Below are 22,587 nucleotides of genomic sequence, written 5' to 3'. Positions count from 1 at the left end.
CAAAATAGTGTCTATAAAAATATTAGTTACTGGCGGATCAGGTTTCATCGGAACAAACTTATTAGAAGAATTAGTTATCAAGGGACATGAGGTTCTAAATATTGATATTAAAAAACCGATGAATGTTAAACAGTTGTCTCTGTGGAAAAGTGTTGATATAACGGATTTTAAAAGCTTCCGCGAGGCAGTTATAGGTTTTGCTCCCGATTATATTGTACATTTGGCAGCAAGAACCGATTTAGATGGAAAGACCGTAAACGAATACCCCGCAAATACTATCGGGGTAGAGAACCTGATGAGTATTACAAAAGAAATTCCAGAATTAAAAAAGGTTATTATAACCTCTTCTAAATTTGTTAATCCAAATGGATATGTACCAACCAGTCAATTTGATTATCGACCACATACTATTTATGGGGAGAGCAAGGTAATCACAGAAAAAGAAGTATGGAAAAATAAGCCTCATTGTGACTGGTGTATTATAAGACCAACTTCTATATGGGGCCCCTGGTTCGGTGTTCCGTACAGGAACTTTTTCGATATGGTTATGAAGCGGTTGTACTTTCATATTGGGAATACGAGGTGTTTCAAAACCTATGGTTATATAGGAAACAGCGTCTACCAAATTGAAAGATTGCTATTTACCGATACATTAGATGAAGAAAACAAAGTATTTTATATCGGTGATGAGCCTGCCTACGAAATAAATGAATGGGCAGATGAGATTGCTGATGAACTTGGATTCAAGATATATAAGATGCCAATTATAGTTTTCAAAACTGCTGCTCGGATTGGGGATTTGTTAAAGAAAATAAAAATTCCATTCCCAATGACCACATTCAGATATATGAATATGACGCATGACGGAGTAAATGATGTGAGTGGTACTTATAAAGTAATTCCAACCGTCCCCTATAGCAGACACGAAGGGACTAAAAGAACAATAGAGTGGATTAGGGAATACGAGGAGAAGAGATGAAATTACTAGTTATTCAGGAACAACATTTCAAACAACTTCCTAATCGAGAAGTTTGGGTTGATGAGCAATCCAATATAAAGTTCTGGGAAAGATATTTGAATGTATATGAGGAGATTTGTGTTTGCGCTAGATTAATGCATGTTGACTCTATAGACGAATCAAAGTATATGCGCTCTGATAGGGATAGAGTGCATTTTGCCGGACTTCCAAATTTCAGAGGCGTTGGTGGGTTGATTAAGAATCTTTTTAAAGTAATAAGCATTATGAAGGCACAGATAGAACAAAGTGATTGTATTATCTTTAGGGCTCCAAGCCCAATTTCTATGATAGCATATCCGCTTGTAAAACGAAGCAAAAAACCATTTGCCGTGGAAATAATGAATAACCCTGCAACACACTTTTCGAAAAAGGCTATGCAAAACTTTTACCAGCCCATTATTACATATTTAATGGTGCGTCAAACAAGATCAATGTGCTTGAGTGCGAATGGAGTTTCCTATGTAACTGATCGGGTATTACAAGAATTATATCCAAGCAAAGCTCGCATTCAAGGTCAAAGTACTAACTATTTCGAATCAAGTTATTCAACTATTAGATTAGAAGATTCGAATTATAGGTTTGAAGAATGGAAAGAGGATTTACCACCTAAAGTTATGTTAATTCATACAGGAAAAATGCAAGATAATAGAAAGGGACAAGATATATTTATCAAAGCAATATCGATTTTGAGAAAAAAAGGGTTTAATATTGGTGGAATTCTTGTCGGAGATGGCGTTAAGAGAAGTGAATTTGAACAGTTAGGAAAGGATCTAGGTATAGGTGATGATCTAGATTTTGTTGGCTGGAAGGCTGGGTTTGAAGCGGTACAAAAGGAACTTATAAAATCTCATATTGCAGTGTTCCCATCAATGGGTGAGGGTTTGCCGAGAGCGGTTATTGAGGCAATGGCTAATGGGCTGCTTTGCATCGGTTCTAAAGTTGATGGATTATGTGAACTATTGGACGAGGATTTGCTTGTTCCGGAACTTAATGAAGACAGTTTTGCACTTTATATTGAAAAGTTTCTAAATAATTGGGGGACCGTAGAGAGTAAAAGGAGACATCTATATGAGATATCCAAAAAGTATCACAATAATATATTAAAGCAGAAAAGGAATGGATTTTATTCCAAATTAAAGAGTTTGGGAAAAAAATAAGTAAATGAGAAGCACTTTTGCAAAGAAGGTTTTATGAGAGAAGATGGGTGGGAAGGCTCCTGTTATGGAATTTAGCATTAGAAAATCCACTAAAACTGACATAATAATAAAAACGTATTCCGTACTGTTACTGGGTACGATCTTATTTAGTATACTTTCATTTAATAAGATGCCGGTAAGTACTGTTTTATTGGTAAGTATAATTACGATGTTTTTTTTAGGAATTATTTTTTTTAGTAAGAATATGTTCAATCCGTTTTGTTTTTTATTTATTTATAGTTTTTTAGGATACATAGACGTGACCATGGTTTCGGCGGGTATCCGGAATAGTATAAGTATGGTGCCACATTATATCTATGATAAAACATTGTTAATTATGTTAATCTGGTTTGTTACATTCACGATAGGATACGGAATAGCGTATTTCATTATTAAAGGTAGAGGGATAAAAAGTGATGTAAAACGAAATGAGATAAAGATAAACCCGTGGATAATTTTTTTAATGTGTACAGGAATATTTCTATTTTCTTTAATATCCTCATTGAAAAATTCTCTTGAACTAGGCGGAATAATCAATGGGATGAGTGGCGGTGGTGCAGCCTTTGCCGATCAAGGATATCTGCTTGCTTTGCTGGGTTTTGCCGGATGTATTCCGGTAATGGCACTATATAGTGGTAAAAAGAAAAGAGCGATTATTTACTTATTAATTGTATTTGTTGGAATAATCCTAACCGGAAGAAGAAGTTTAGCTATTCTAGCAGCGTTTTTGCCATACATCGTATATCGAAATGAAATGGTGCGAAGAGTAAAACTATCGAAAATTATTATTTTGGCGGTTCCATTGATCATTATCATAATGTATATAGGAGCAATTAGAACAGCTGGGGATGCTAATTTTTCAAAAACAAATACGAATAATACTCTTGTGTCAGAATTAGCGGTTTTATCGAGATATAACGGATATGGGGATAATATCCCAGCACTAGTGTATAAATTAGATAGTGGAGCATTAAATTACCAAAAATATGAAAATGCTTTTAGAGGAATCGAGTACTTTGTGCCGCGTAGTCTGTGGCCGGAGAAACCTCTAGTTCACTCATCAGAAATTGTGAGTAATAAAATATTCCGCGTGGGAGATACGGGAAGACCTGTAAATGCATATGGATGGGCCTATTTTCACTTTGGTATATTTGGCGTTGTTCTAAGCGGTATGCTAACGGGACTTATTGTATGCGGATTCTATTTATACGTACTGAATAAAAAAAATGTAATCGGGTTGTGTATGTATGCATTACTAATTTTGCCGATGCTTGAAATATTTCAACCTGAATCTCAAATGAAAATTATTTTATTTGCGCTGATTCTTAAAGTTCTTGATGTAATTAGTAGAAAAACTACTAAGAATAGTATCTTGATTAGTTGATTATTGCGAACAAACCCATATCGATGGGGCGTAGCCGTATATTGCTAAAAAGAACATTCTAGAATGAAAATGGTTTGTATTAGTGGATTTCTAGGGAGGAAAATTGGTATGGGTGTAACGCTTAAGCGAAATTCTGCTGGATTTTATTATTTGAAAAAAACAAGGGATAGTATCTATAAGCTCTTTAAAGATGAGACCTATATTAGGATGCAATATAAAAAAAAAACAGGTAAAACCCTGAATCTTGAAGAGCCGCAGACTTTCAATGAAAAAATACAATGGTTAAAACTTAATTTGAGAAATCCATTGATGACAACATGTGCTGATAAATTTCTGGTCAGAGATTATGTGGAGAAGAAGATAGGCAAAGATGTATTGAATGATCTTTATGGTGTATATAAATCAGTAAAAGATATAAATATAGCTGAATTGCCGGATTCATTTGTTATGAAAGTAAATCATGGAAGTGGACAAAATATTTTTTGTAGTAATAAGAATGACTTTGATTTTAAGAAAGCAGTGAGAGAACTAAATAGATATCTTAGATATAATCATTATCTACATGGAAGAGAATGGGCTTATAAAAATATTGAAGCACAAGTAATTATCGAGGAATATCTTAATGATTCGGGAAAGTCACCTGATGATTACAAGTTTTTTTGTTTTAACGGGAGACCTGAATTTATTCAAATGGATATAGATCGGTTCGGGAATCATACAAGGAATATATATGATTTAAATTGGGAACTGATGGATTTTAAAATCGAATATAATAACAGTCAAGAAGAAGTGCCGAGACCCTCACAGTTAAATCTAATGATAGATTATGCAAAAAAGCTCTCTAGGGAATTTCCATTTGTAAGAGTTGACTTTTACAATTTTAATAACAAGATATATTTTGGAGAGATGACCTTTTATCCTGGAAATGGAGTTGAACTAATTTACCCGGAGCAATATAGCACAATCTTAGGTGAAAAAATAAGATTAAATGGATGATGGAATAAAAAGTTTATAAGAATTCAGAGAAGATGCAGGGTAGGACATTATGTATAATATAAAAAGAAATGTTGTCTATAATTTTTTACAACAGTTTTTAGTGATTTTTCTTCCTTTTGTTACTGCTCCTTATCTATCCAGGGTCACAGGTCCTGCAGGGATTGGTCTATACTCTTATTCTTATTCAGTCGCACTGTATTTTACTTACTTTACGATGCTAGGGTTAAATAATTATGGAAACAGAGAGATTGCCTCTACCCAAACTGATAAAGAAAGTAGATCTAAGACGTTTTGGGAGATATATACTCTGCAGGTGATTTGTTTTGGTATTTGCTTATTCGTATACATGATATATGCGATAGAATTTGCTCAGGATAAGAGAGCAGCCTTAATCCAAGGCGTTTTTGTTCTTTCTTCTTTACTTGATATAAATTGGTTCTTTTTTGGGATAGAGCAATTTAAAATTACAGTGGTTAGAAATATTATAGTTAAGTTAACTACAGTTGTTTTGATCTTTATTTTTGTGAAGGATAGTAATGACATCTATATATATATTGGAATAATGGCATGCGGATTTTTTGTTAGTCAAATCAGTTTGTGGCCATACTTAAAAAGGTATATACACTTCGTAAGGGTATCGTTCAAAGATGTTTTAAAACATGTGAAGCCCAATCTTATATTATTTATACCTGTCTTATCCGTTAGTATTTACAAAATTATGGATAAAATAATGATTGGTTATATGAGTACAATCACAGAACTTGGGTACTTTGATAATGCAGAAAAGATAATAAACGTTCCATTGGCTTTGATTGCTGCTATTGGTACTGCTATGATGCCAAGAATAACAGCATTAATTGCAAATAATAAAATATCAGAAAGTAGAAAGTATTTAGACAAGACAATGCTCATTGTTTTAGCCTTTGCGACTGGAGCTATGGTAGGGATTATAGGAGTATCTGAGGATTTCTCTATATTATATTATGGAGATGCTTTTAAATCATCGGGCGTTATAATGAACTATCTTGCGATTACAATACTTTTAATAGCTTGTGGGAATGTAATCAGATCACAGTACTTAATACCAAGTAGGAAAGATAGTGTATTCATTGTATCGACAGTTTTAGGGGCGGTACTTAATTTTATTTTGAATTTAGTGTTAATACCAATGTTTGGGGCAGTTGGAGCGGCGGTTAGTACAATATTTGCAGAACTGTTGGTTTGTTTTTATCAGTTGTTTAGTGTAAGAAAAGAGTTTTCATTCTCACTTTATTTAAAATGGGAATTGTATTTTCTGTTTTCAGGCTTGTTGATGTATCTAGTTATTAGATATATACCAACAGGATCAAATGAACAAATAAGTTTAATTTCTCAGGTGTTGTTTGGCTCAGTGATTTACACTTTAATGGCAGGCTGGTTTATAGTAAAACAGTTGAAGATTGACATTAAAAAACATTGAGATATATTTTTTATTTATATTTTTTAATCGCTTGATTCTTCATATAAGTTTAGAATCTGTACTTAGCTAACAGTAGACCTTGCATATTTTATATTTGGAGGAAGCAAACCTAATGGAGTTCAATAATAAGACGATACTGATTACAGGGGTTGCGGGATTTATAGGTTTCAATTTAGCGAAACAACTATTGTTAATGAATGGTTCTATATTATCTATTGTTGGACTCGATAATTTAAATGACTACTATGACGTCGCTTTGAAAGAGGAAAGACTATCAATACTAAACGAAATTTCTAAAAGTCAGGATAAATTGAAATTTACTTTTATAAAAGGATCCATAGCTGACAAGGTACTATTAGATTCAGTCTTTACTCAGTACAAACCTGATTTCGTTGTAAACCTTGCAGCTCAGGCAGGTGTCCGTTATAGTATTACAAATCCCGATTCTTATATTGAGTCAAATGTTGTTGGATTCTTTAACATACTTGAGGCATGTAGGCATTCCTACAATAATGGAGAGAAAGGGGTTGAACATCTGGTCTATGCATCCTCTTCATCGGTCTATGGATCCAATAAAAAAGTGCCATATTCCACTGAGGATCAAGTAGACAACCCTGTCTCCTTATATGCTGCGACAAAAAAATCAAACGAATTGTTTGCACATTCATACTCGAAATTATATGGTATTCCATCAACAGGTTTGAGGTTCTTCACTGTCTATGGTCCACTGGGAAGACCCGATATGGCTTATTTTAGTTTCACAAACAACATAGTTTCGGGAAAAAAGATTGCTCTCTTTAATTATGGTGAGATGTATCGGGATTTTACATATATAGATGATATTATCAAAGGGATTATGAAGGTTATGAAAAAGAGTCCGGAGCCTTCAGAAGATGGAGTTAAGTATAAGGTTTACAATATCGGTAATAATCAGCCTGAAAGTTTATCAACGTTTGTAGAGACTCTGGAAAATTCTCTAATAGCAGAAGGAATTATTAATAAACCAACTGAAAAAGAGCTTCTTCCTATGCAGCCTGGAGATGTTTATCAAACATATGCTGATGTTGATGACCTTGTTAGAGACTTTGGGTTTAAGCCAAATACGAGCCTGAAGGAAGGTTTACGCAAATTTGCAGCATGGTATAAAGAATATTATTCACTTTAGATGGGAGGAGGAACTAAGATGAAGCTAGTCCTTCTATCCGGTGGTTCTGGTAAACGTCTCTGGCCGTTATCAAACGATGCCCGATCAAAACAATTCTTGAAAGTTCTTAAGAATGAGGATCAAGAACTTGTCTCCATGGTACAGCGAGTTTGGGGACAAATCGATGATTGCGGCCTGGTGGATTGTAGTTACATTGCAACTGGGAAAGCCCAGATTGAAATGATGCATAATCAGATCGGGCCATCTGTGCCGCTTATTATTGAACCTGAGCGTAGAGACACCTTTCCGGCTATTGCTTTGTCAGCATCTTATTTATATTCAGTAGCAAAAGTGGCTTTGGATGAAGTGATAGCGGTATTACCTGTGGATCCTTACGTAGAGGGCCACTTTTTTTATACTGTAAAACGATTAGAGAAAACATTACAGGAAACCGAGGCCGATCTAGCACTTATTGGTGTTAAGCCCACTTATCCGTCGGCAAAGTACGGCTATATTATTCCAGAACGTGAACAGAACATTAACGATGGTCTAATGAAAGTAAGTCATTTTCAGGAAAAGCCTTCTGAAAAAGTAGCTGTCGGCTTAATAGAACAACAAGCCTTATGGAACTGTGGTGTGTTCTCCTTTAGACTGGGATATCTCATTAATATCCTGAAGGAAAAGGGGTATCCACTCGAATACAATCAACTCGTGGAACAGTATCACAAGCTTCCAAAGATTAGTTTCGATTATGAGGTAGTTGAGAAGACCCAAAACATTGTAGTGGTTCCTTACAGTGGATATTGGAAGGATCTTGGTACATGGAATACATTGACGGAAGAGATGGGGCAGAATCAGATTGGTAGAGGAACGATCAGTGAAGACTGCATCAATACTCATTTGGTAAATGAACTTGAAATCCCTGTTACTGTACTTGGCGTACCGAATGTTGTTGTGGCCGTTAGTCCTGATGGTATACTTGTATCGGATAAGGGTGCGAGCCCGCGGATAAAAGATTATATAAACTATGAACAAGGTCCAATGTTTGAGGAGCGAGAGTGGGGCTGGGTTAGAATTTTGGATAATGAGCGATACGAAGATGGGCGTACCGTAATTACAAAACGTGTTGCAATTAAAGCTGCCAGAAATCTTAGTTATCTAATGCACCTAAACCGTGAAGAGGTATGGACGATCGTGAAAGGCGAAGGAGAGTTTGTTCAGAACGGGATATCAATGAAAGTGAAAGCTGGTAATGTACTTCATATCCCGATGAAGACTCTACATGGTTTAAAAGCAAATACGGATATAGAGATGATTGTTGTTCATAACGGATATTCCGACGAGGATAAGGTGATGGAGTTATACTCGTCATGGTCGGAAATGACCAAACACTGTCTTAATATTTAAGTGAAAAGGAATACTGCTTATAATATTTCCAATTGCAACTGAGGTTGTCTTATGTAAATTGCAAGGAGTGGAAAAGGATGAAACTGGCAGTAATTGGTACTGGCTATGTCGGTTTAGTTTCTGGGGTATGTTTCTCTGAATTGGGTAATGAAGTGGTCTGTGTGGACAATGTGCAAGCGAAGGTTGATATGTTGAATAATGGCGAGGTTCCTATACATGAGCCAGGTCTCAAGGAATTGATATCTAGCAATATGGTTGCAGGGAGGCTGTCTTTTACGACAGATCTGGCCTCGGCAGTAGGTAGCTCAGAGATCATTATTATTGCAGTTGGAACTCCATCACTGCCTGATGGAAGGGCTAACCTGACGTACATTGAGCAGGCGGCAAAAGAGATTGGCCAAGCTATTGATACATATAAAGTTATCGTTGTGAAGAGTACTGTACCAGTAGGGACAAATGAGAAGGTAGCGGACATAATAAGGGAATATGCTACTGTATCCTTTGATTTTGCTTCTGTGCCCGAGTTTCTTAGGGAGGGAAGCGCGGTTAAGGATACGATGAATCCAGATCGTATTATTATAGGAACAGCGAGTGAGCGAGCGGCAGAGAAACTTACTGCGCTGCATAGCCCTCTGACTAATCAAATTACGATAACGGATGTAAGAAGTTCAGAGATGATTAAATATGCTTCTAATGCCTTCCTTGCTACGAAGATCTCTTTCATTAATGAAATCGCCAATATTTGCGAAAAGGTTGGAGCTAATGTAGAGGAAGTCGCCAACGGTATGGGGATGGATCGAAGGATAGGCTCTTCTTTCTTGAAGGCAGGTATCGGTTATGGCGGTTCTTGCTTCCCGAAAGATACGCAAGCTCTCATTCAAATTGCCGGACAGATGGACTATGACTTTAAACTATTAAAATCTGTGGTAGAAGTAAACTCAGATCAACGCTTTAATGTGATCCGTAAGCTGGAGGAGCTGCTGGGAGATGTTGCGGGATGCACTATAGGGATTTGGGGGCTTGCCTTCAAACCAGAGACGGACGATGTTCGTGACGCTCCAGCCCTCGATATTATTGAGACCTTATTAGCACGAGGGGCGCAGGTTAAAGCCTATGACCCAATTGCATCAAGTAATTTCGAGAGAAACTTTAACCGTTCTGAGGTGAAGTACTGTCAGTCAGCTCAGGAAGCAGCAACGGAGGCGGACGCGCTCTGCATTCTAACTGAGTGGAAAGAGTTCAGCAATATCCCGTTATCAAGTATTCAGCAGTGGTTGAAATCACCAAACCTAATTGATGGTAGAAACATTTATCGAGAAGAGGACCTTAAGGACACACCATTTGCTTATTATTCTATCGGCCGGCCGAGGATGAATAATGGTGTAAGAGAGAGCAATCCGGTTTTATCGTTCTAAGATTATAATCTATGCTCTACAACTAGAGTACATAGGAGGCAATATGACCACGGAGATACATGTTGAGAAAGGAACTAAACAGAAAAAGAAGATGCGGCGCTGGGTGAAGTGGCTGTTAATTATTATAATAACGTTAGTGGTTCTTATTATTGCATCAGTTGGTGCAGGATATTGGTATATTAAGTCCATCAGTCTAGATGATATTAAGAGCCGGCATCCAGAGACAAGTGGGAGTGTAGAAGTTACAACTGAACCTGCGAAAATTCCGAAAGTTATGGAGGGTGCGGTAGATAAAGCTGCAAGCCTTGTGGGCAAGGAAATTGAGGGTCAAGATGCACTCGATATCGCAGCGATTCTGCTCAATTCCGGGTTGAGTTTGCGAGACATACGTTACCTGCAGGGGAATGCCACCTACGATCTTACAACCGAGGAAAAACAGCATATTCGTGACTTGCTACTGGAGAAGCTGACACAAGATGAAATTGAGTTGCTAAGATCTATTACGCTTAAGTACGGTAAAAACCTTAATATCCTCAATCCCGACTATCCAATTGAATGGGTCGGCGAAACAGACCCTGAGAAAATCAAAGAATATGAGCAAAAGTGGAAGGAGATGCAGGCGGCCAAAGCATCTGGGACCACTTCGAATTCGGGAACGCAGGTTAAAGACGTTAATAGCAGCGCCAATAATTCGACGGCAACGAACACTGCTGAAACATCAGACAATACGACGACAAAGTCGGATACGACGAACACAAATTCTGCTTCAGCGCAATTGGACGAGCAACAAGCTGCTAAGAAGAAAGAAATTGACGCGAAATATGATTCGAAGTTTGCGAGTTTGAAGTCAACCTGTACAGCAAAGAGCAATAAGCTGCTCCAATCAATTACGGCTGAGCTCAATGCTAACCCAGACATTTCGCTGTCTCAGCTGCAGACGAAATTCCTCGGTCAGTTGTCGGACGCGGAGAGTACGTGTGACAGCCAGTTCAACCAACTTCAATCCCAGGCTCAAGCAGACTACAAAGCAGCCGGTATTCCTACATCTACAATGCCTAATTGGAAATCGGAATACGATAAGGCCAAATCTGCTGCTCGTGCAAGTGGAATAGCGGCGATTGCAAAACACATGACAGGGAAGTAGGTATATCTATGAAATTCAAATGGCAAACAATCTGGTTGGCGGTTCTTGCTCTAACATTAATGCTGCCTGCTGCAGCGCAAGCACAGGCACAACCGACGTCTAATAAATCGGTTAAGGTTCAAACGTCTGCATTTGAGCTTGTGTTCGACGGCAAGACGGTTGTGCTTCCGGAAGGACAATTCATTTTCGTAAATCAAGGCACTTCTTATGTACCCGTTCGATTCATTTCGTATGCTCTTCAGAAGACGGTTGCATGGGATAGTAAGACGAAGAAAGTTACGGTATCGGAGCCTTCAGATAAAGAACGCATCGTGCTGCAGGAGTATCTGATGAATGCTGCAGGAAAGAGTGGGCAGTCTTCTTCGGTAGGAGGTAAGGCGATTACTGCTGCACCAGTGTCGGCCTCTTTTGTATTCGATGGTACGTCGCGTACGCTTCCTACTGGACAAACTGCATACATGGTGAATAACACGATCTATGTACCGGTTCGCTTCATGAGTGAGAGTATTGGGACAGAGATCAAGTGGGACTCGGCAACACACCGAATCTCAGGGGAGTCACAAGAATACCGTCAGCAACAGCAGGCAAACAGTAATACTGACAGTAACACGGATCAAGAAACTGGCACAGGCTCGGATAACGAGAATGGTACAGAAGCGGGTACTAGCTCCGGTACGGAAGGAACAGGTGCAGTATCAGGCGGTGGCGTTTCAGCGGTGAAACCGACATACGAGCAAATTAAGGCGGATGCGGACACGAAGCTGCAGTCGCTGTATAATACGGCGAAGAGTCGCTTCGCAAGCCTTGCTCTTCAGTATTTTAGTACTGAAGATGAAGCAACCAAACAAAAGCTTAAAGCACAAGGTGAAGCTTATTTGGCACAAGTAACGTCGCAGTTTAATACGATCATCGCTCAAACAGAAGCGAAGCTAACGGAAAATGGTTATGACACGGCAATCATTCAAGAGTATCGCACGCGTTTTGAGTCTGAGATGGCTGAAGGTCAGAAACAGCTTGAGAGCATGATGAGCTAAGCGATCCTTTATACATTAAATAAGAATTCCAATAGTTGTGTACCATAGACGTTCATACCGGCTAGCATGGCGGCTCCATCGGCTGCTATGCTGGCTAGAATGAATATGGCGACATAAAGGGATTTACGAGTTGTCGACATGGTTTGTAAACTAAACACATGAGAAGCAATGAGCAGTAACGCATACGCCGCTATGATTACGATCGACAATGATGATAGTGGAGTGTTTTCGATAATTGGACCGCTAATGAAGAATAGAAGAACGGGCAGCAGCATGGATGAGAGCAAGAGTTGTGATACAAAGGCTGCAGAGCGACGCGATATTGCGGACATCGAGAGACCTCCCTTTTTTTATTCTATATGATACATATTGTATCATTAAACAATCTTTTTTCAAGCTGGGATTTTATATTTGCTACATATTCATAGTAATTGAGCCGTGTTCATACTGGTTGACGAGCATAAAGTAGCATAACGATATATGCTCGCAAATCATTCGTTAGGCGCAGAACGAAAGATATAGCAACCAGAAGGGAAAGAATGCATGAAACGCGCACTCATTACAGGTATTACGGGGCAGGATGGCTCGTATTTAGCGGAGCTTCTGCTGGAGAAGGGCTACGAGGTGTATGGGCTGCGGAGAAGGACGAGCACGCCCAATTTTGAGAATGTCGCAGCGATTCAGGATCGGATTCATTGGTTGTCGGGCGATTTGACCGATCTGGCCTCCCTGATTGAGGCGGTCCGAGTATCTGACCCAGATGAGGTATACAATCTAGCGGCGCAGTCCTTCGTGGCCGCTTCGTGGCCGCAGCCGATTGCGACGGGGCAAATCACGGGAATGGCCGTTACGAATATGCTCGAGGCGGTACGCATTGTGAAGCCGACGGCAAGATTCTACCAAGCATCCAGCAGCGAGATGTTCGGCAAGGTCGTCGAAACGCCGCAGAAGGAAACGACGCCATTTTACCCGAGAAGTCCTTATGGGGTGGCAAAAGTATACGGGCATTGGATCACGGTCAACTATCGGGAAAGCTTCAACATGTACGCATGCTCGGGCATTCTGTTCAACCATGAATCACCGCGCCGAGGCTTGGAATTCGTCACGCGCAAGGTCACTAACGCTGTCGCTCGCATTAAGCTGGGGCTGGACCGCGAGCTGCGAATGGGCAATCTGGATGCGCTCCGCGATTGGGGTTATGCCGGCGACTACGTGAAAGCCATGTGGCTCATGCTGCAGCAGGATGAACCGGACGATTATGTCATCGCAACAGGCGAAACGCATTCCGTTCGAGAGCTGTTGGAAGTGGCATTTGGTTATGTAGGCCTCGATTACCGGCAATATGTCGTGATCGATCCGGCTTTTGTCCGTCCGGCAGAGGTTGATTTGCTGCTGGGTGATAGTTCGAAAGCGGGCAGTAAGCTTGGGTGGAAGCGGGAAGTGGATTTCAAGCAATTAATAGAAATGATGGTAAATCAGGATTTGGAGCGTAATAGGACGTAGAGCGACGAGCGATTACATTTTGATGAGTAAATCGATGACCGTTGTGCCATACCAATTCATACCGACCAACATAGCGGCAGCATCAGCGACGAGTACGGTCGGTATGATCATGGCGAGTGCCTGCGCATTGCGTTTCATAACACGGAGTCCGATGGCGTGTGAGATGATTAGCAGCGATGCGTAAACAGCGATGACCGAGGCCGACATTGCGGATAACGTCCCTGTCATCATGACAGGCGTACACAAATAAACGATTACTGGCATAAGAATGGACGAGAGCACCAACTGCATCAGCATAGCCATTGCGTGGTGCAAAGAAAATGACATGACACAACCTCCTATTTTTTCTACTCAATGATACATATTGTATCATATTATTTTGTCGTTTCAATCATGAAAATATCGATTTTCCATATATATACCGTCAAAAACGCCTATATTTATTGACACTTTCGATCATATGCTGTAGGAAGGCGACAACGGGCCGGTATGCGGTGCGCGCTTCTTCGAGCTGTCCGGCTGCTACAATTAGGATCAGGCGGTGAGGGATACGTTGAATATTCGACCAACGGGGCTGTCCGGGGCGAAGCTGATCGAGCCGATTGTATTCGGTGACCATCGCGGATTCTTCATGGAGAGCTATCAGGAACGGCTGTGGGATGAGAAGGGGTTAACCTATCGATTCGTACAGGACAATCATTCCTTGTCTAGAGAGGCTGGCGTGCTGCGCGGGCTGCACTATCAGCTGAATCCGCAGGCGCAGACGAAACTGGTACGGGTGACGAGGGGGGCGATCTACGACGTCATTGTCGATATTCGGCGCGGCTCTCCGACCTATGGGAAGTGGGAAGGTTTTATTTTATCGGCGGATAACAAAAGGCAGCTGCTCGTGCCGCGTGGCTTCGCGCATGGCTTTTGCACGCTTGTGCCGGACTGCGAGGTCCAATATAAGGTGGATCAGTATTACTCGCAGGCGCATGACCGCGGCATTGCGTGGAATGACCCTGCACTAGCGATCAACTGGCCGACGAACGTGCCGGTGCTGTCGGATAAGGATGGACGACATCCGCTGCTGGCGGACGCGGACAACAACTTTGATTATGAAGGATGAAACGAATGAAGCTGCTTGTAACCGGCGGTGCCGGGTTTATCGGAAGCAATTATATTCATTATATGCTTGGCCGCTATAGCGATCTGTCGATCATCAACGTCGATGCCTTGACCTACGCGGGCAATCTACACAATCTGCAATCGATAGATCAGTCTGAGCAGTATCGTTTCGTTCGGGCGGACATTACCGATCGGGCTGCGCTGGAGCCGTTGTTTGCGGAAGGGTTGGACGCGGTTGTCCATTTTGCAGCTGAATCGCATGTCGATCGGAGCATCGAGCAGCCGGAGGTGTTCGTCCGGACCAATGTCCTTGGGACACAGACGCTGTTGGAGCTTGCGAGGCAGTATGGAACGGGCAAGTTTGTTCATGTATCGACCGACGAGGTGTATGGCACGCTTGGAGAAGAGGGTCTGTTCTCGGAGACGACGCCGCTGGCGCCGAACAGCCCTTATTCCGCGAGTAAGGCGGGCTCGGATCTGTTGGTGCGTGCTTACCATGAGACCTATGGGCTGACGGTCAACATCACGCGCTGCTCGAACAACTACGGACCGTATCAGTTCCCAGAGAAGCTTATTCCGCGGATGCTGCAGCAGGCGATGGAGGATAAGCCGCTTCCGGTATACGGCGATGGGCTGAACATTCGTGACTGGCTGTATGTCGAGGATCACTGCAGTGCGATCGATCTAGTGCTGCGTAAGGGCAAGAGTGGTGAAGTATATAACATCGGCGGACGTAATGAGCGGACGAATCTACAGGTCGTGCGCACGATACTGGCGGAGCTCGGCAAGCCGGAGTCGCTTATTACGTTCGTAGAGGATCGGCTCGGCCATGACCGCAGATATGCAATCGACGCGGACCGGATCCGCAACGAGCTTGGCTGGACGCCAAAGCACGATTACGAGAGCGGCATCCGCGAGACGATCCGATGGTATAAGGCGAACCGCCAGTGGCTGAAAGACGTGAGGGACGGCAGCTATCGCGCCTACTACGATACTCGCTATGGCAGTAGCGCGGACGGAGATCAGTCATGACAGCAGAACAATCCACGGTCGCCTCCATGGATAAAATAGCTCCGATTCGCGTACTCGTAACCGGCGCGAACGGGCAGCTAGGCCGCGAGCTCATGCTGCGAAGCGATCCGGCCTATGAGCTGTTCGGCTTCGGCCGTGACGAACTGGACATTGCCGACCTAGCGCAGTGCCGCGCCGCGGTCGAACAAGTAAGGCCACACGCAGTTATTCACTGCGCGGCTTATACGGCTGTTGACCGTGCGGAGGCTGACGCGGACAACGCCTACCAGGTGAATGCTGCAGGATCGCGCAATATCGCGATCGCAGCGCGTGAAGCTGGCGCGAAGCTGGCTTACGTCAGCACGGATTACGTCTTCGATGGTCGCTCAACAACGCCTTACAACGAATATGACGAAACCAATCCGCTGACGGTATACGGCAAGTCGAAGCTGGCAGGGGAGCAGCTCGTTCAGTCGCTGCATGACCGCTACTTCATTGTACGTACGGCATGGGTGTATGGAGCGCATGGGGCAAACTTCGTGCGGACGATGCTTCGCCTTGGCGAAGCGGGCGGCACGGTGAAGGTCGTCAGCGATCAGTTCGGCTCGCCGACCTATACAGCGGATCTCGCGCAGATGCTGCTCTCGCTCATCGCGACGGAAGCGTACGGCATCTACCATGCCACGAACAGCGGCAGCTGCTCGTGGTACGAGTTCGCCGCCGCGATCTTCGAGGAGGGCGGCCTGCCTGCGAAGGTCGAGCCATGCACGACGGCGGAATTTCCGCGTCCGGCGCCGCGCCCAGCGTACTCAGTGCTCGACCACAGCGCGATCCGCGCGAATGGCCTGCCGCCAATGCGGCACTGGCGCGAAGCGCTGCGAGACTTCATGCATCAGCTGCGCACACCAAAAGGTTGAGCCAACTAACGGCTCAACCTTTCCTTTTACTCCAGCAAATTAATAGAGCTTAATTTTGAGTACATCCGTGCTAATCAGCAACGGAGCAGACGAATTGTTCTGTAGAAACGAAGTGGTCGCCTTTGTCACTCGGATTGTTACCATTTCTGAATTTATATAATCAGTACAATCCGAGGACAACAGCGATCGTAAGAACATTCGACTGTGTAGTTGCGGTATTTAGCACCTAAGTATTCAAGGTTCAGCTCTACGCTACTCCAACATCTCAAACAAATCCGCAGCGTCCAGCCAGTCGCCGAAGTCCGCCATTTCCCAAGGGGAATCTTCATAAGAATGTGCATGAGATCCGGAAGCGAAGGAGTCTCCTTCATTCACTGTGTACAGTCGTTCGTGTTTGTTCATATCGAATCAGCATCCTTTCGAGTTGGGAATGGGGTGACACGGCACTGCACCGCGCCGGACATGCATGGCTTCTATATAGTTAGGAAGAAATAATTGCGCCTTGATCGGCGCGTGCTTTGCCGCCAGTGCCGATCCACGTACGTTTCCAGCTGCCTTGCACAACGAGCAGCGTGAACACGCAGAGCAGTGCGATACCGCAAATGATCAGGAAGCCTGTTGAGTAGGAGCCTGTTGCTTGCTTGATGTTGCCAAGGATCTTCGGCAGGAAGTAACCGCCAAGGCCGCCTGCAGCGCCAACGATACCGGTAATGAGACCGATCTCGTCTCTGAACCGCTGCGGGACAAGCTGGAACACGGCGCCGTTACCCATTCCGAGCGACATCATCATAATGAACAGCAGCACGACGATGAGACCAAACGGCGGCAGGGTGGAGATGCAAGCGAGCATAATCGCGACGACGCCGTACAAGCCGAGAAGCATGTTGATGCCTCCGATGCGATCGGACAGCCATCCGCCTACCGGACGGAAGAAGCTGCCGGCGATGACACACAGCGTTGCGAAGTCTGCGGCTCTTACTGCGCTCAGTTCATATTGGGTATTGAAGAAAATCGTTAAGTAGTTCGCCATGCCGACGAAGCCGCCGAACGTGACGCCGTACAGCAGACAGAACAGCCAAGTGTCACGAAGCTTCAGCACTTTGGCATAGTCCGCCAGCTTCTTCGGTGCAGGTTGATTCGGGCTATCCTTCGCGAACAAGGTAAAGACGATGAATACAAGGGCGATAGGGATGATGGCAAGGCCGAACACGACATGCCAGGAATCATAATGCGTCGCGATCCGGTTAGCGAACAACGTGGAGAATACCGTACCGCTGTTCCCGGCGCCCGCGATCCCCATTGCGAGGCCTTGGTACTGCGGCGGATACCAGCGGCTTGCGAGCGGGAGCGCCGCTGCGAATGAAGCGCCGGCAAAGCCGAGCAGTAATGCGACGATATACAGGGAATTGAGCGAATTAACGAACTGCCATCCAAGCACGAGCGGGACGAGCGTAATGAGCATGCCAAGCTGACCTGTCCGTTTCGGTCCAATATAGTCGGTTAGGAAACCGAACACGAGCCGTAGGATGGAGCCGCCGAGTACAGGTAGCGCGACGAGATTCGCCTTCTGTGCTGCATCCATCGGATAGTCATTCATAATGACAACTGCGAGCGGTCCGAGCAAGCTCCAGATCATGAAGCTGATGTCGAAGTAAGCGAAAGCACTGAATAACGATGGGGTGTGACCGCTTTTTAAGAAACCTTTTCCTGCCATTGAATCATTCTCCTCTCCTAGTGACCAAGCTCTCTGTTTTTCTTTCTCTCTTTTTTGTCTCTCTCTTGTACAGTTGTTTCCTCCAACTCCTTGATGCGCACTTGCCCGATGGCTTCTATGCCAAAAAGGGGCCAAATCGCTCCCCTCCCGTACGGAAGGATTGCAATTTGGCCCCATTGCCTACGACAGGTACAGCGTTGTACCAGCCGGTATTGATTCACGGCATTGTGAATGTAATTGGATTATATGCGACTTGTTAAGTTGATGTCAATATACCTTACACAAAGAATTTTGCCAGAAGGAGAGCGGCATCGCGAAACGCAAATACTGCGACATCACGCCTGTTATCCGTGAATCAGCTGGTACACCTTTACGATCGAAGCGGCAACATCACCCATTCGTTTCCGTTCATTCATTGCTTGTTTACGTAGAAAATCGTAGGCTTCGCTCTCGCTTATGCCACGAATCTCACATAACACTGCCTTCGCCTGATCAATCCACTTGCGCTCCTCGATCCGCTGCATCAGCTGCTCGCGTTCCTCACTCCAGCGCTTGCGTTGTTGATGGGTGCGTGCACCCCACATAAGAGCGTGCTTCAACTCAGGAACAGTCATGGAAGGAAATAGTACACCGTCTAAAGCGAACCCCCAATCCATCTGACCCGGCAGCTTCTGCTCCGTGCAATGCCACAGCAGCGGAATTCGCCGCATCGCGGTAAGTGCTGCCTGCCAATGATGCAGACGTGCAAGCGGTACGTTCATTATAATACCGTCCACGACCGCGATGAGGCCGCATGCCTCCTGCTCTGACTTCGCTCGATGGATCGTACGGCAGCAATCTTTTAACCGATCCCGTAATCCACTCGTCTCGTCATCTTCAATGAGCAGAATCGTTTTCATATCGATGACCCATCCCTCCGATTTTCTGGCAATTCAATATGTTATAAAATATAACATGCAGACCGATAGCTGTCGACGGCCAAAAGTATTGATTATCTATGAAGCCCGTTTTGATATTTTTGTGTAAGGTTAGTTGACATCGAGTCGTGAGGTCAGTATACTGAGGCTATTAAGTCCAATAGAAGTCGGCACAACGGCGTGCCGCAACAATGGCAATGGAGCCTATCTCACTCGTAAGACGTGCGTAATAATGCGCAGTCTGCGGGAGGGATAGGCTTTTTATGTCTCATAGGAGACTGCGGCTGCCAGGGACGTGCGAACATAAAGAGATGGGCTTCGACAGGAGGAGAGACGATGAAGAAACTAGTGATGATCGGCAACGGCATGGCTGGCGTATCATTTGTGGAGCAATTGCTTAAGCTGAACCCTCATCGGTATGACATTACGATTATTGGATCGGAACCTCATCCGAACTACAACCGGATTATGTTGTCCTCAGTATTAGCCGGTGAAGCGACGATGGAAGATATCGTATTGAACAGCTGGGAATGGTATAGAGAAAACAATATTCAACTTCACGCCGGACAGACGGTGACAGCAGTTGATACGGAAGCGAGAACGGTAACGACGAATCTCGGGCTTCAATTGGAATACGATGAGCTGGTGTTTGCAACGGGCTCGCTGCCGTTCATGCTGCCGCTCCCGGGCGCAGACAAGGAAGGGGTCATCGCCTTCCGCGATATTAAAGACTGTGAGACGATGCTCTCCGCATCGCAGCAATATAAGAAGGCCGTCGTTATCGGCGGCGGTTTGCTCGGTCTCGAAGCGGCTCGCGGGTTGGTCAATCTGAACATGGAAGTTCACGTTGTCCACATTCACCATTATTTAATGGAGCGTCAGCTGGATGAGACGGCGGCGAAGCTGCTGCAGGCGGAGCTGGAGCGTCAAGGCATGAAGTTCCTTCTTACCAAAAACTCTGACACAATCATCGGCGGCGACCGCGTCGAAGGGCTGACCTTCAAAGACGGCACCTCTGTCGAAGCTGATCTGATCGTCATGGCTGTCGGCATTAAGGCGAACTCCGGGCTTGCGAAGGATGCAGGCATTGCGGTTAACCGCGGTATCGTCGTAGACGACTATATGGAGACGAACATTCCGAATGTATATGCAGTTGGCGAGTGCGCGGAGCACCGCGGCATCGTATACGGACTCGTCGCTCCACTATATGAGCAAGGCGCGGTGTTGGCGAAGAAACTCGCAGGCATTGAGGCGGATGGCTACCAGGGCTCGGTCCTGTCGACGAAGCTGAAAATCTCTGGCGTCAACGTGTTCTCCGCAGGCGACTTCTCAGACGGACCGGATACGCGGGCGCTGCGGGTTCAGGACGATCTCGACGGTATATATAAGAAGGTAGTATTCAAGGACGGCAAGATTTCAGGCGCTGTGTTGTTCGGCGATACGTCGGAAGGCTCCAAGCTGTTCTCCTATATACGCAAAGGCGATAGCTTCGCAGGCCGCGAGAAGGAAGTATTGTTTGGTTCCGGCGGTGGCGGTAAGGCGAGCGGACCGGACGATTTGGTCAAAGCGATGAGCGGCGATGAAATTGTCTGCGGTTGTAACGGTGTCACGAAGGATACGATCGTTGAAGCGATCACGGAGAAAGGCTGCGTCAGCGTAGGTGAGATCAAGGCTTGCACGAAAGCGTCCGGCTCCTGCGGCGGCTGTAAGCCGCTGGTTGAAGCGATTTTGCTGGCGACGGTCGGTGCAGATAATGTTTCGGCTGTGAAGGAAGGCATCTGCGGCTGTACGACACATTCGCGCGACGAAGTCGTAGATGCGATCCGCAGCATGCGGCTGACGAATTCCCGTGAGGTCATGGCGGTTCTGGAATGGAAAAATCCAGAGGGCTGCTCCAAATGCCGTCCGGCGCTCAACTACTACCTCGGCATGGTATGGCCGGCTGAACATGAGGATGAATTGGAATCGCGCTTCGTCAACGAACGGAACCACGCGAACATTCAGAAGGACGGCACGTACTCCGTTGTACCTCGTATTTATGGCGGCGTAACGACGCCGGAAGACCTCAAGCGGATTGCGGAGGTAGCAGAGAAATACGAGGTGCCGCTTGTCAAAATTACGGGCGGCCAGCGGATCGACTTGCTCGGCGTGAAGAAAGAGGATCTGCCGAAAATGTGGAAGGACCTCGACATGCCATCGGGCTACGCTTACGGCAAGACGCTTCGTACCGTCAAGACATGCGTCGGCAAGACGTTCTGCCGCTTCGGTACGCAGGACTCGATCCAAATGGGCATCGATATGGAGAAGAAATTCGAGCGTCTCAATACGCCGCATAAGGTGAAGCTGGCGGTCTCGGGCTGTCCGCGGAACTGCGCGGAGTCGACGATCAAGGACCTTGGCGTTATCGCGATTGACGGCGGCTGGGAAGTCTATGTTGGCGGCAACGGCGGTACGAAGGTACGTGCAGCGGAGCTGCTCGTCAAAGTGAAAACGGAAGAAGAAGTGCTGGAATGGACGGGGGCATACCTGCAGTACTACCGTGAGGACGCGACTTACCTGGAGCGTACGAGCGAGTGGGCAGCGCGTGTTGGTCTGGATACGATCAAGAAAGCGCTGGAGAAGAAGGAAGATCGCGATGCGCTCAATTCCCGCATTGACCATACGCTCAGTCTGACGCAGGATCCGTGGAAGCAAATTATCGAGAACGATGAGCTGCGCAGCGCTTTTGATGCCCTTACGGCGCCTGTTCATGCTGAAGCGGCAGCGGCAGTGACGAATAACGGATCAAACGATCAAACGGTCTAGGGAACAGCCTAGTTTCATATAGAGAGAGATTCGAGAGGAGAGAGCGGCATGGAGCAATATTTGATCGGACATATTACGGAGTTTCCGGAACGTCGGGGTAAAGTGTTTCGAATGGGAGAGCTGGAGCTTGCGCTGTTCAAGCTGAGCGATGGCACGGTGAAGGCGGTCGAGAACAGCTGCCCGCACAAGCAGGGGAAGCTGTCCGAAGGGCTGGTATGCGACGGTCATGTCTACTGTCCGCTGCATGACTGGAAAATCAACCTGACGAACGGGATCGTGCAGGATCCGGATGAAGGCTGTGTCCGTACGTTCGAGACGAGTGTCGATGGAAGCGGCAATGTGCTGCTCCTATTGGACGGCGCACAGTCGAAGGTATCCTAACAGGTAAAGGGTAGTTTATTCTTCATGACAGT

The 22,587-nt window shown here is 45.1% G+C and carries 21 protein-coding genes; 16 read left to right on the top strand and 5 right to left on the bottom strand.

All coding sequences use genetic code 11. The features are described from left to right. Nucleotides 1-7: 7 nt before the first annotated feature. From DFQ01_RS00985 to DFQ01_RS00940, 10 genes are all read left to right on the top strand, one after another. Nucleotides 8-979, top strand: a complete 972-nt coding sequence (locus DFQ01_RS00985; RefSeq protein WP_219993685.1) for an NAD-dependent epimerase/dehydratase family protein — start codon at nt 8-10, stop codon at nt 977-979. Further along, nucleotides 976-2,175 carry a glycosyltransferase gene (locus tag DFQ01_RS00980; protein WP_110042012.1) on the top strand — a complete coding sequence of 400 codons (1,200 nt, stop codon included), beginning with the start codon at nt 976-978 and terminating at the stop codon, nt 2,173-2,175. Before DFQ01_RS00985 ends, DFQ01_RS00980 begins: the two co-directional genes overlap by 4 nt. Nucleotides 2,176-2,239: 64 nt before the next feature. Then, complete coding sequence (locus tag DFQ01_RS00975) at nt 2,240-3,598, top strand: O-antigen polymerase (RefSeq protein ID WP_174812877.1); 1,359 nt, start codon at nt 2,240-2,242, stop codon at nt 3,596-3,598. 108 nt (nt 3,599-3,706) lie between these two features. Beyond that, a complete protein-coding gene (locus tag DFQ01_RS00970; RefSeq protein ID WP_174812876.1) occupies nt 3,707-4,594 on the top strand; it encodes an ATP-grasp fold amidoligase family protein in 888 nt (295 codons plus the stop codon). Nucleotides 4,595-4,643: 49 nt separating this feature from the next. Further along, nucleotides 4,644-6,053: a flippase gene (locus DFQ01_RS00965; protein WP_110042009.1), complete on the top strand. Its 1,410-nt coding sequence runs from the start codon at nt 4,644-4,646 to the stop codon at nt 6,051-6,053. A gap of 112 nt (nt 6,054-6,165) precedes the next feature. Further along, on the top strand, nt 6,166-7,218 hold the full coding sequence (locus DFQ01_RS00960; protein WP_110042008.1) for an NAD-dependent epimerase/dehydratase family protein: 1,053 nt from the start codon (nt 6,166-6,168) through the stop codon (nt 7,216-7,218). 18 nt (nt 7,219-7,236) lie between these two features. Next, the gene (locus DFQ01_RS00955; RefSeq protein WP_110042007.1) at nt 7,237-8,604 is read left to right on the top strand and encodes a sugar phosphate nucleotidyltransferase; all 1,368 of its coding nucleotides are present in this window, start codon (nt 7,237-7,239) and stop codon (nt 8,602-8,604) included. A 77-nt stretch (nt 8,605-8,681) separates the two neighbouring features. Further along, complete coding sequence (locus tag DFQ01_RS00950) at nt 8,682-10,019, top strand: UDP-glucose dehydrogenase family protein (RefSeq protein ID WP_110042006.1); 1,338 nt, start codon at nt 8,682-8,684, stop codon at nt 10,017-10,019. Between the two features lie 43 nt (nt 10,020-10,062). Next, nucleotides 10,063-11,163, top strand: a complete 1,101-nt coding sequence (locus DFQ01_RS00945; RefSeq protein ID WP_110042005.1) for a hypothetical protein — start codon at nt 10,063-10,065, stop codon at nt 11,161-11,163. Nucleotides 11,164-11,171: 8 nt separating this feature from the next. Further along, nucleotides 11,172-12,197 (top strand): stalk domain-containing protein, encoded by a 1,026-nt coding sequence (locus DFQ01_RS00940; protein WP_110042004.1) that lies wholly within the window; start codon nt 11,172-11,174, stop codon nt 12,195-12,197. Between the two features lie 8 nt (nt 12,198-12,205). On the opposite strand, the gene DFQ01_RS00935 is transcribed toward DFQ01_RS00940, so the two are convergent. Continuing rightward, complete coding sequence (locus DFQ01_RS00935; RefSeq protein WP_110042003.1) at nt 12,206-12,529, bottom strand: hypothetical protein; 324 nt, start codon at nt 12,527-12,529, stop codon at nt 12,206-12,208. A gap of 211 nt (nt 12,530-12,740) precedes the next feature. On the opposite strand from DFQ01_RS00935, the gene gmd reads away from it, so the two are divergent. Beyond that, nucleotides 12,741-13,700 carry a GDP-mannose 4,6-dehydratase gene (gene gmd / locus DFQ01_RS00930; protein WP_110042002.1) on the top strand — a complete coding sequence of 320 codons (960 nt, stop codon included), beginning with the start codon at nt 12,741-12,743 and terminating at the stop codon, nt 13,698-13,700. A 12-nt stretch (nt 13,701-13,712) separates the two neighbouring features. On the opposite strand, the gene DFQ01_RS00925 is transcribed toward gmd, so the two are convergent. Continuing rightward, nucleotides 13,713-14,027: a hypothetical protein gene (locus tag DFQ01_RS00925; protein WP_146216820.1), complete on the bottom strand. Its 315-nt coding sequence runs from the start codon at nt 14,025-14,027 to the stop codon at nt 13,713-13,715. Between the two features lie 226 nt (nt 14,028-14,253). On the opposite strand from DFQ01_RS00925, the gene rfbC reads away from it, so the two are divergent. From rfbC to rfbD, 3 genes are read left to right on the top strand one after another with little or no spacing between them, the layout of a single operon-like run. Continuing rightward, nucleotides 14,254-14,811: a dTDP-4-dehydrorhamnose 3,5-epimerase gene (rfbC, locus tag DFQ01_RS00920; RefSeq protein ID WP_110042000.1), complete on the top strand. Its 558-nt coding sequence runs from the start codon at nt 14,254-14,256 to the stop codon at nt 14,809-14,811. 5 nt (nt 14,812-14,816) lie between these two features. Beyond that, nucleotides 14,817-15,842: a dTDP-glucose 4,6-dehydratase gene (gene rfbB / locus DFQ01_RS00915; RefSeq protein ID WP_110041999.1), complete on the top strand. Its 1,026-nt coding sequence runs from the start codon at nt 14,817-14,819 to the stop codon at nt 15,840-15,842. A 44-nt stretch (nt 15,843-15,886) separates the two neighbouring features. Further along, on the top strand, nt 15,887-16,738 hold the full coding sequence (rfbD, locus tag DFQ01_RS00910; RefSeq protein ID WP_110042360.1) for a dTDP-4-dehydrorhamnose reductase: 852 nt from the start codon (nt 15,887-15,889) through the stop codon (nt 16,736-16,738). A gap of 252 nt (nt 16,739-16,990) precedes the next feature. On the opposite strand, the gene DFQ01_RS30945 is transcribed toward rfbD, so the two are convergent. The 3 genes from DFQ01_RS30945 to DFQ01_RS00900 all read right to left on the bottom strand — a co-directional run bounded on the left by DFQ01_RS30945 (nt 16,991) and on the right by DFQ01_RS00900 (nt 19,351). Then, nucleotides 16,991-17,140: a hypothetical protein gene (locus DFQ01_RS30945; protein WP_174812875.1), complete on the bottom strand. Its 150-nt coding sequence runs from the start codon at nt 17,138-17,140 to the stop codon at nt 16,991-16,993. A 79-nt stretch (nt 17,141-17,219) separates the two neighbouring features. Beyond that, on the bottom strand, nt 17,220-18,452 hold the full coding sequence (locus DFQ01_RS00905) for a nitrate/nitrite transporter (protein ID WP_110041998.1): 1,233 nt from the start codon (nt 18,450-18,452) through the stop codon (nt 17,220-17,222). A 344-nt stretch (nt 18,453-18,796) separates the two neighbouring features. Next, complete coding sequence (locus DFQ01_RS00900; protein ID WP_110041997.1) at nt 18,797-19,351, bottom strand: ANTAR domain-containing response regulator; 555 nt, start codon at nt 19,349-19,351, stop codon at nt 18,797-18,799. A gap of 354 nt (nt 19,352-19,705) precedes the next feature. On the opposite strand from DFQ01_RS00900, the gene nirB reads away from it, so the two are divergent. Next, on the top strand, nt 19,706-22,174 hold the full coding sequence (gene nirB / locus DFQ01_RS00895) for a nitrite reductase large subunit NirB (RefSeq protein WP_110041996.1): 2,469 nt from the start codon (nt 19,706-19,708) through the stop codon (nt 22,172-22,174). 48 nt (nt 22,175-22,222) lie between these two features. Then, nucleotides 22,223-22,555 carry a nitrite reductase small subunit NirD gene (gene nirD, locus DFQ01_RS00890; RefSeq protein WP_110041995.1) on the top strand — a complete coding sequence of 111 codons (333 nt, stop codon included), beginning with the start codon at nt 22,223-22,225 and terminating at the stop codon, nt 22,553-22,555. The last annotated feature ends 32 nt before the right edge of the window (nt 22,556-22,587 follow it).

The sequence above is a fragment of the Paenibacillus cellulosilyticus genome (assembly GCF_003182255.1).
GTDB lineage: Bacteria > Bacillota > Bacilli > Paenibacillales > Paenibacillaceae > Paenibacillus_T > Paenibacillus_T cellulosilyticus.
Note: the sequence above shows the minus strand (reverse complement) of the source record. Positions and strands in the feature narration are given on the sequence as shown.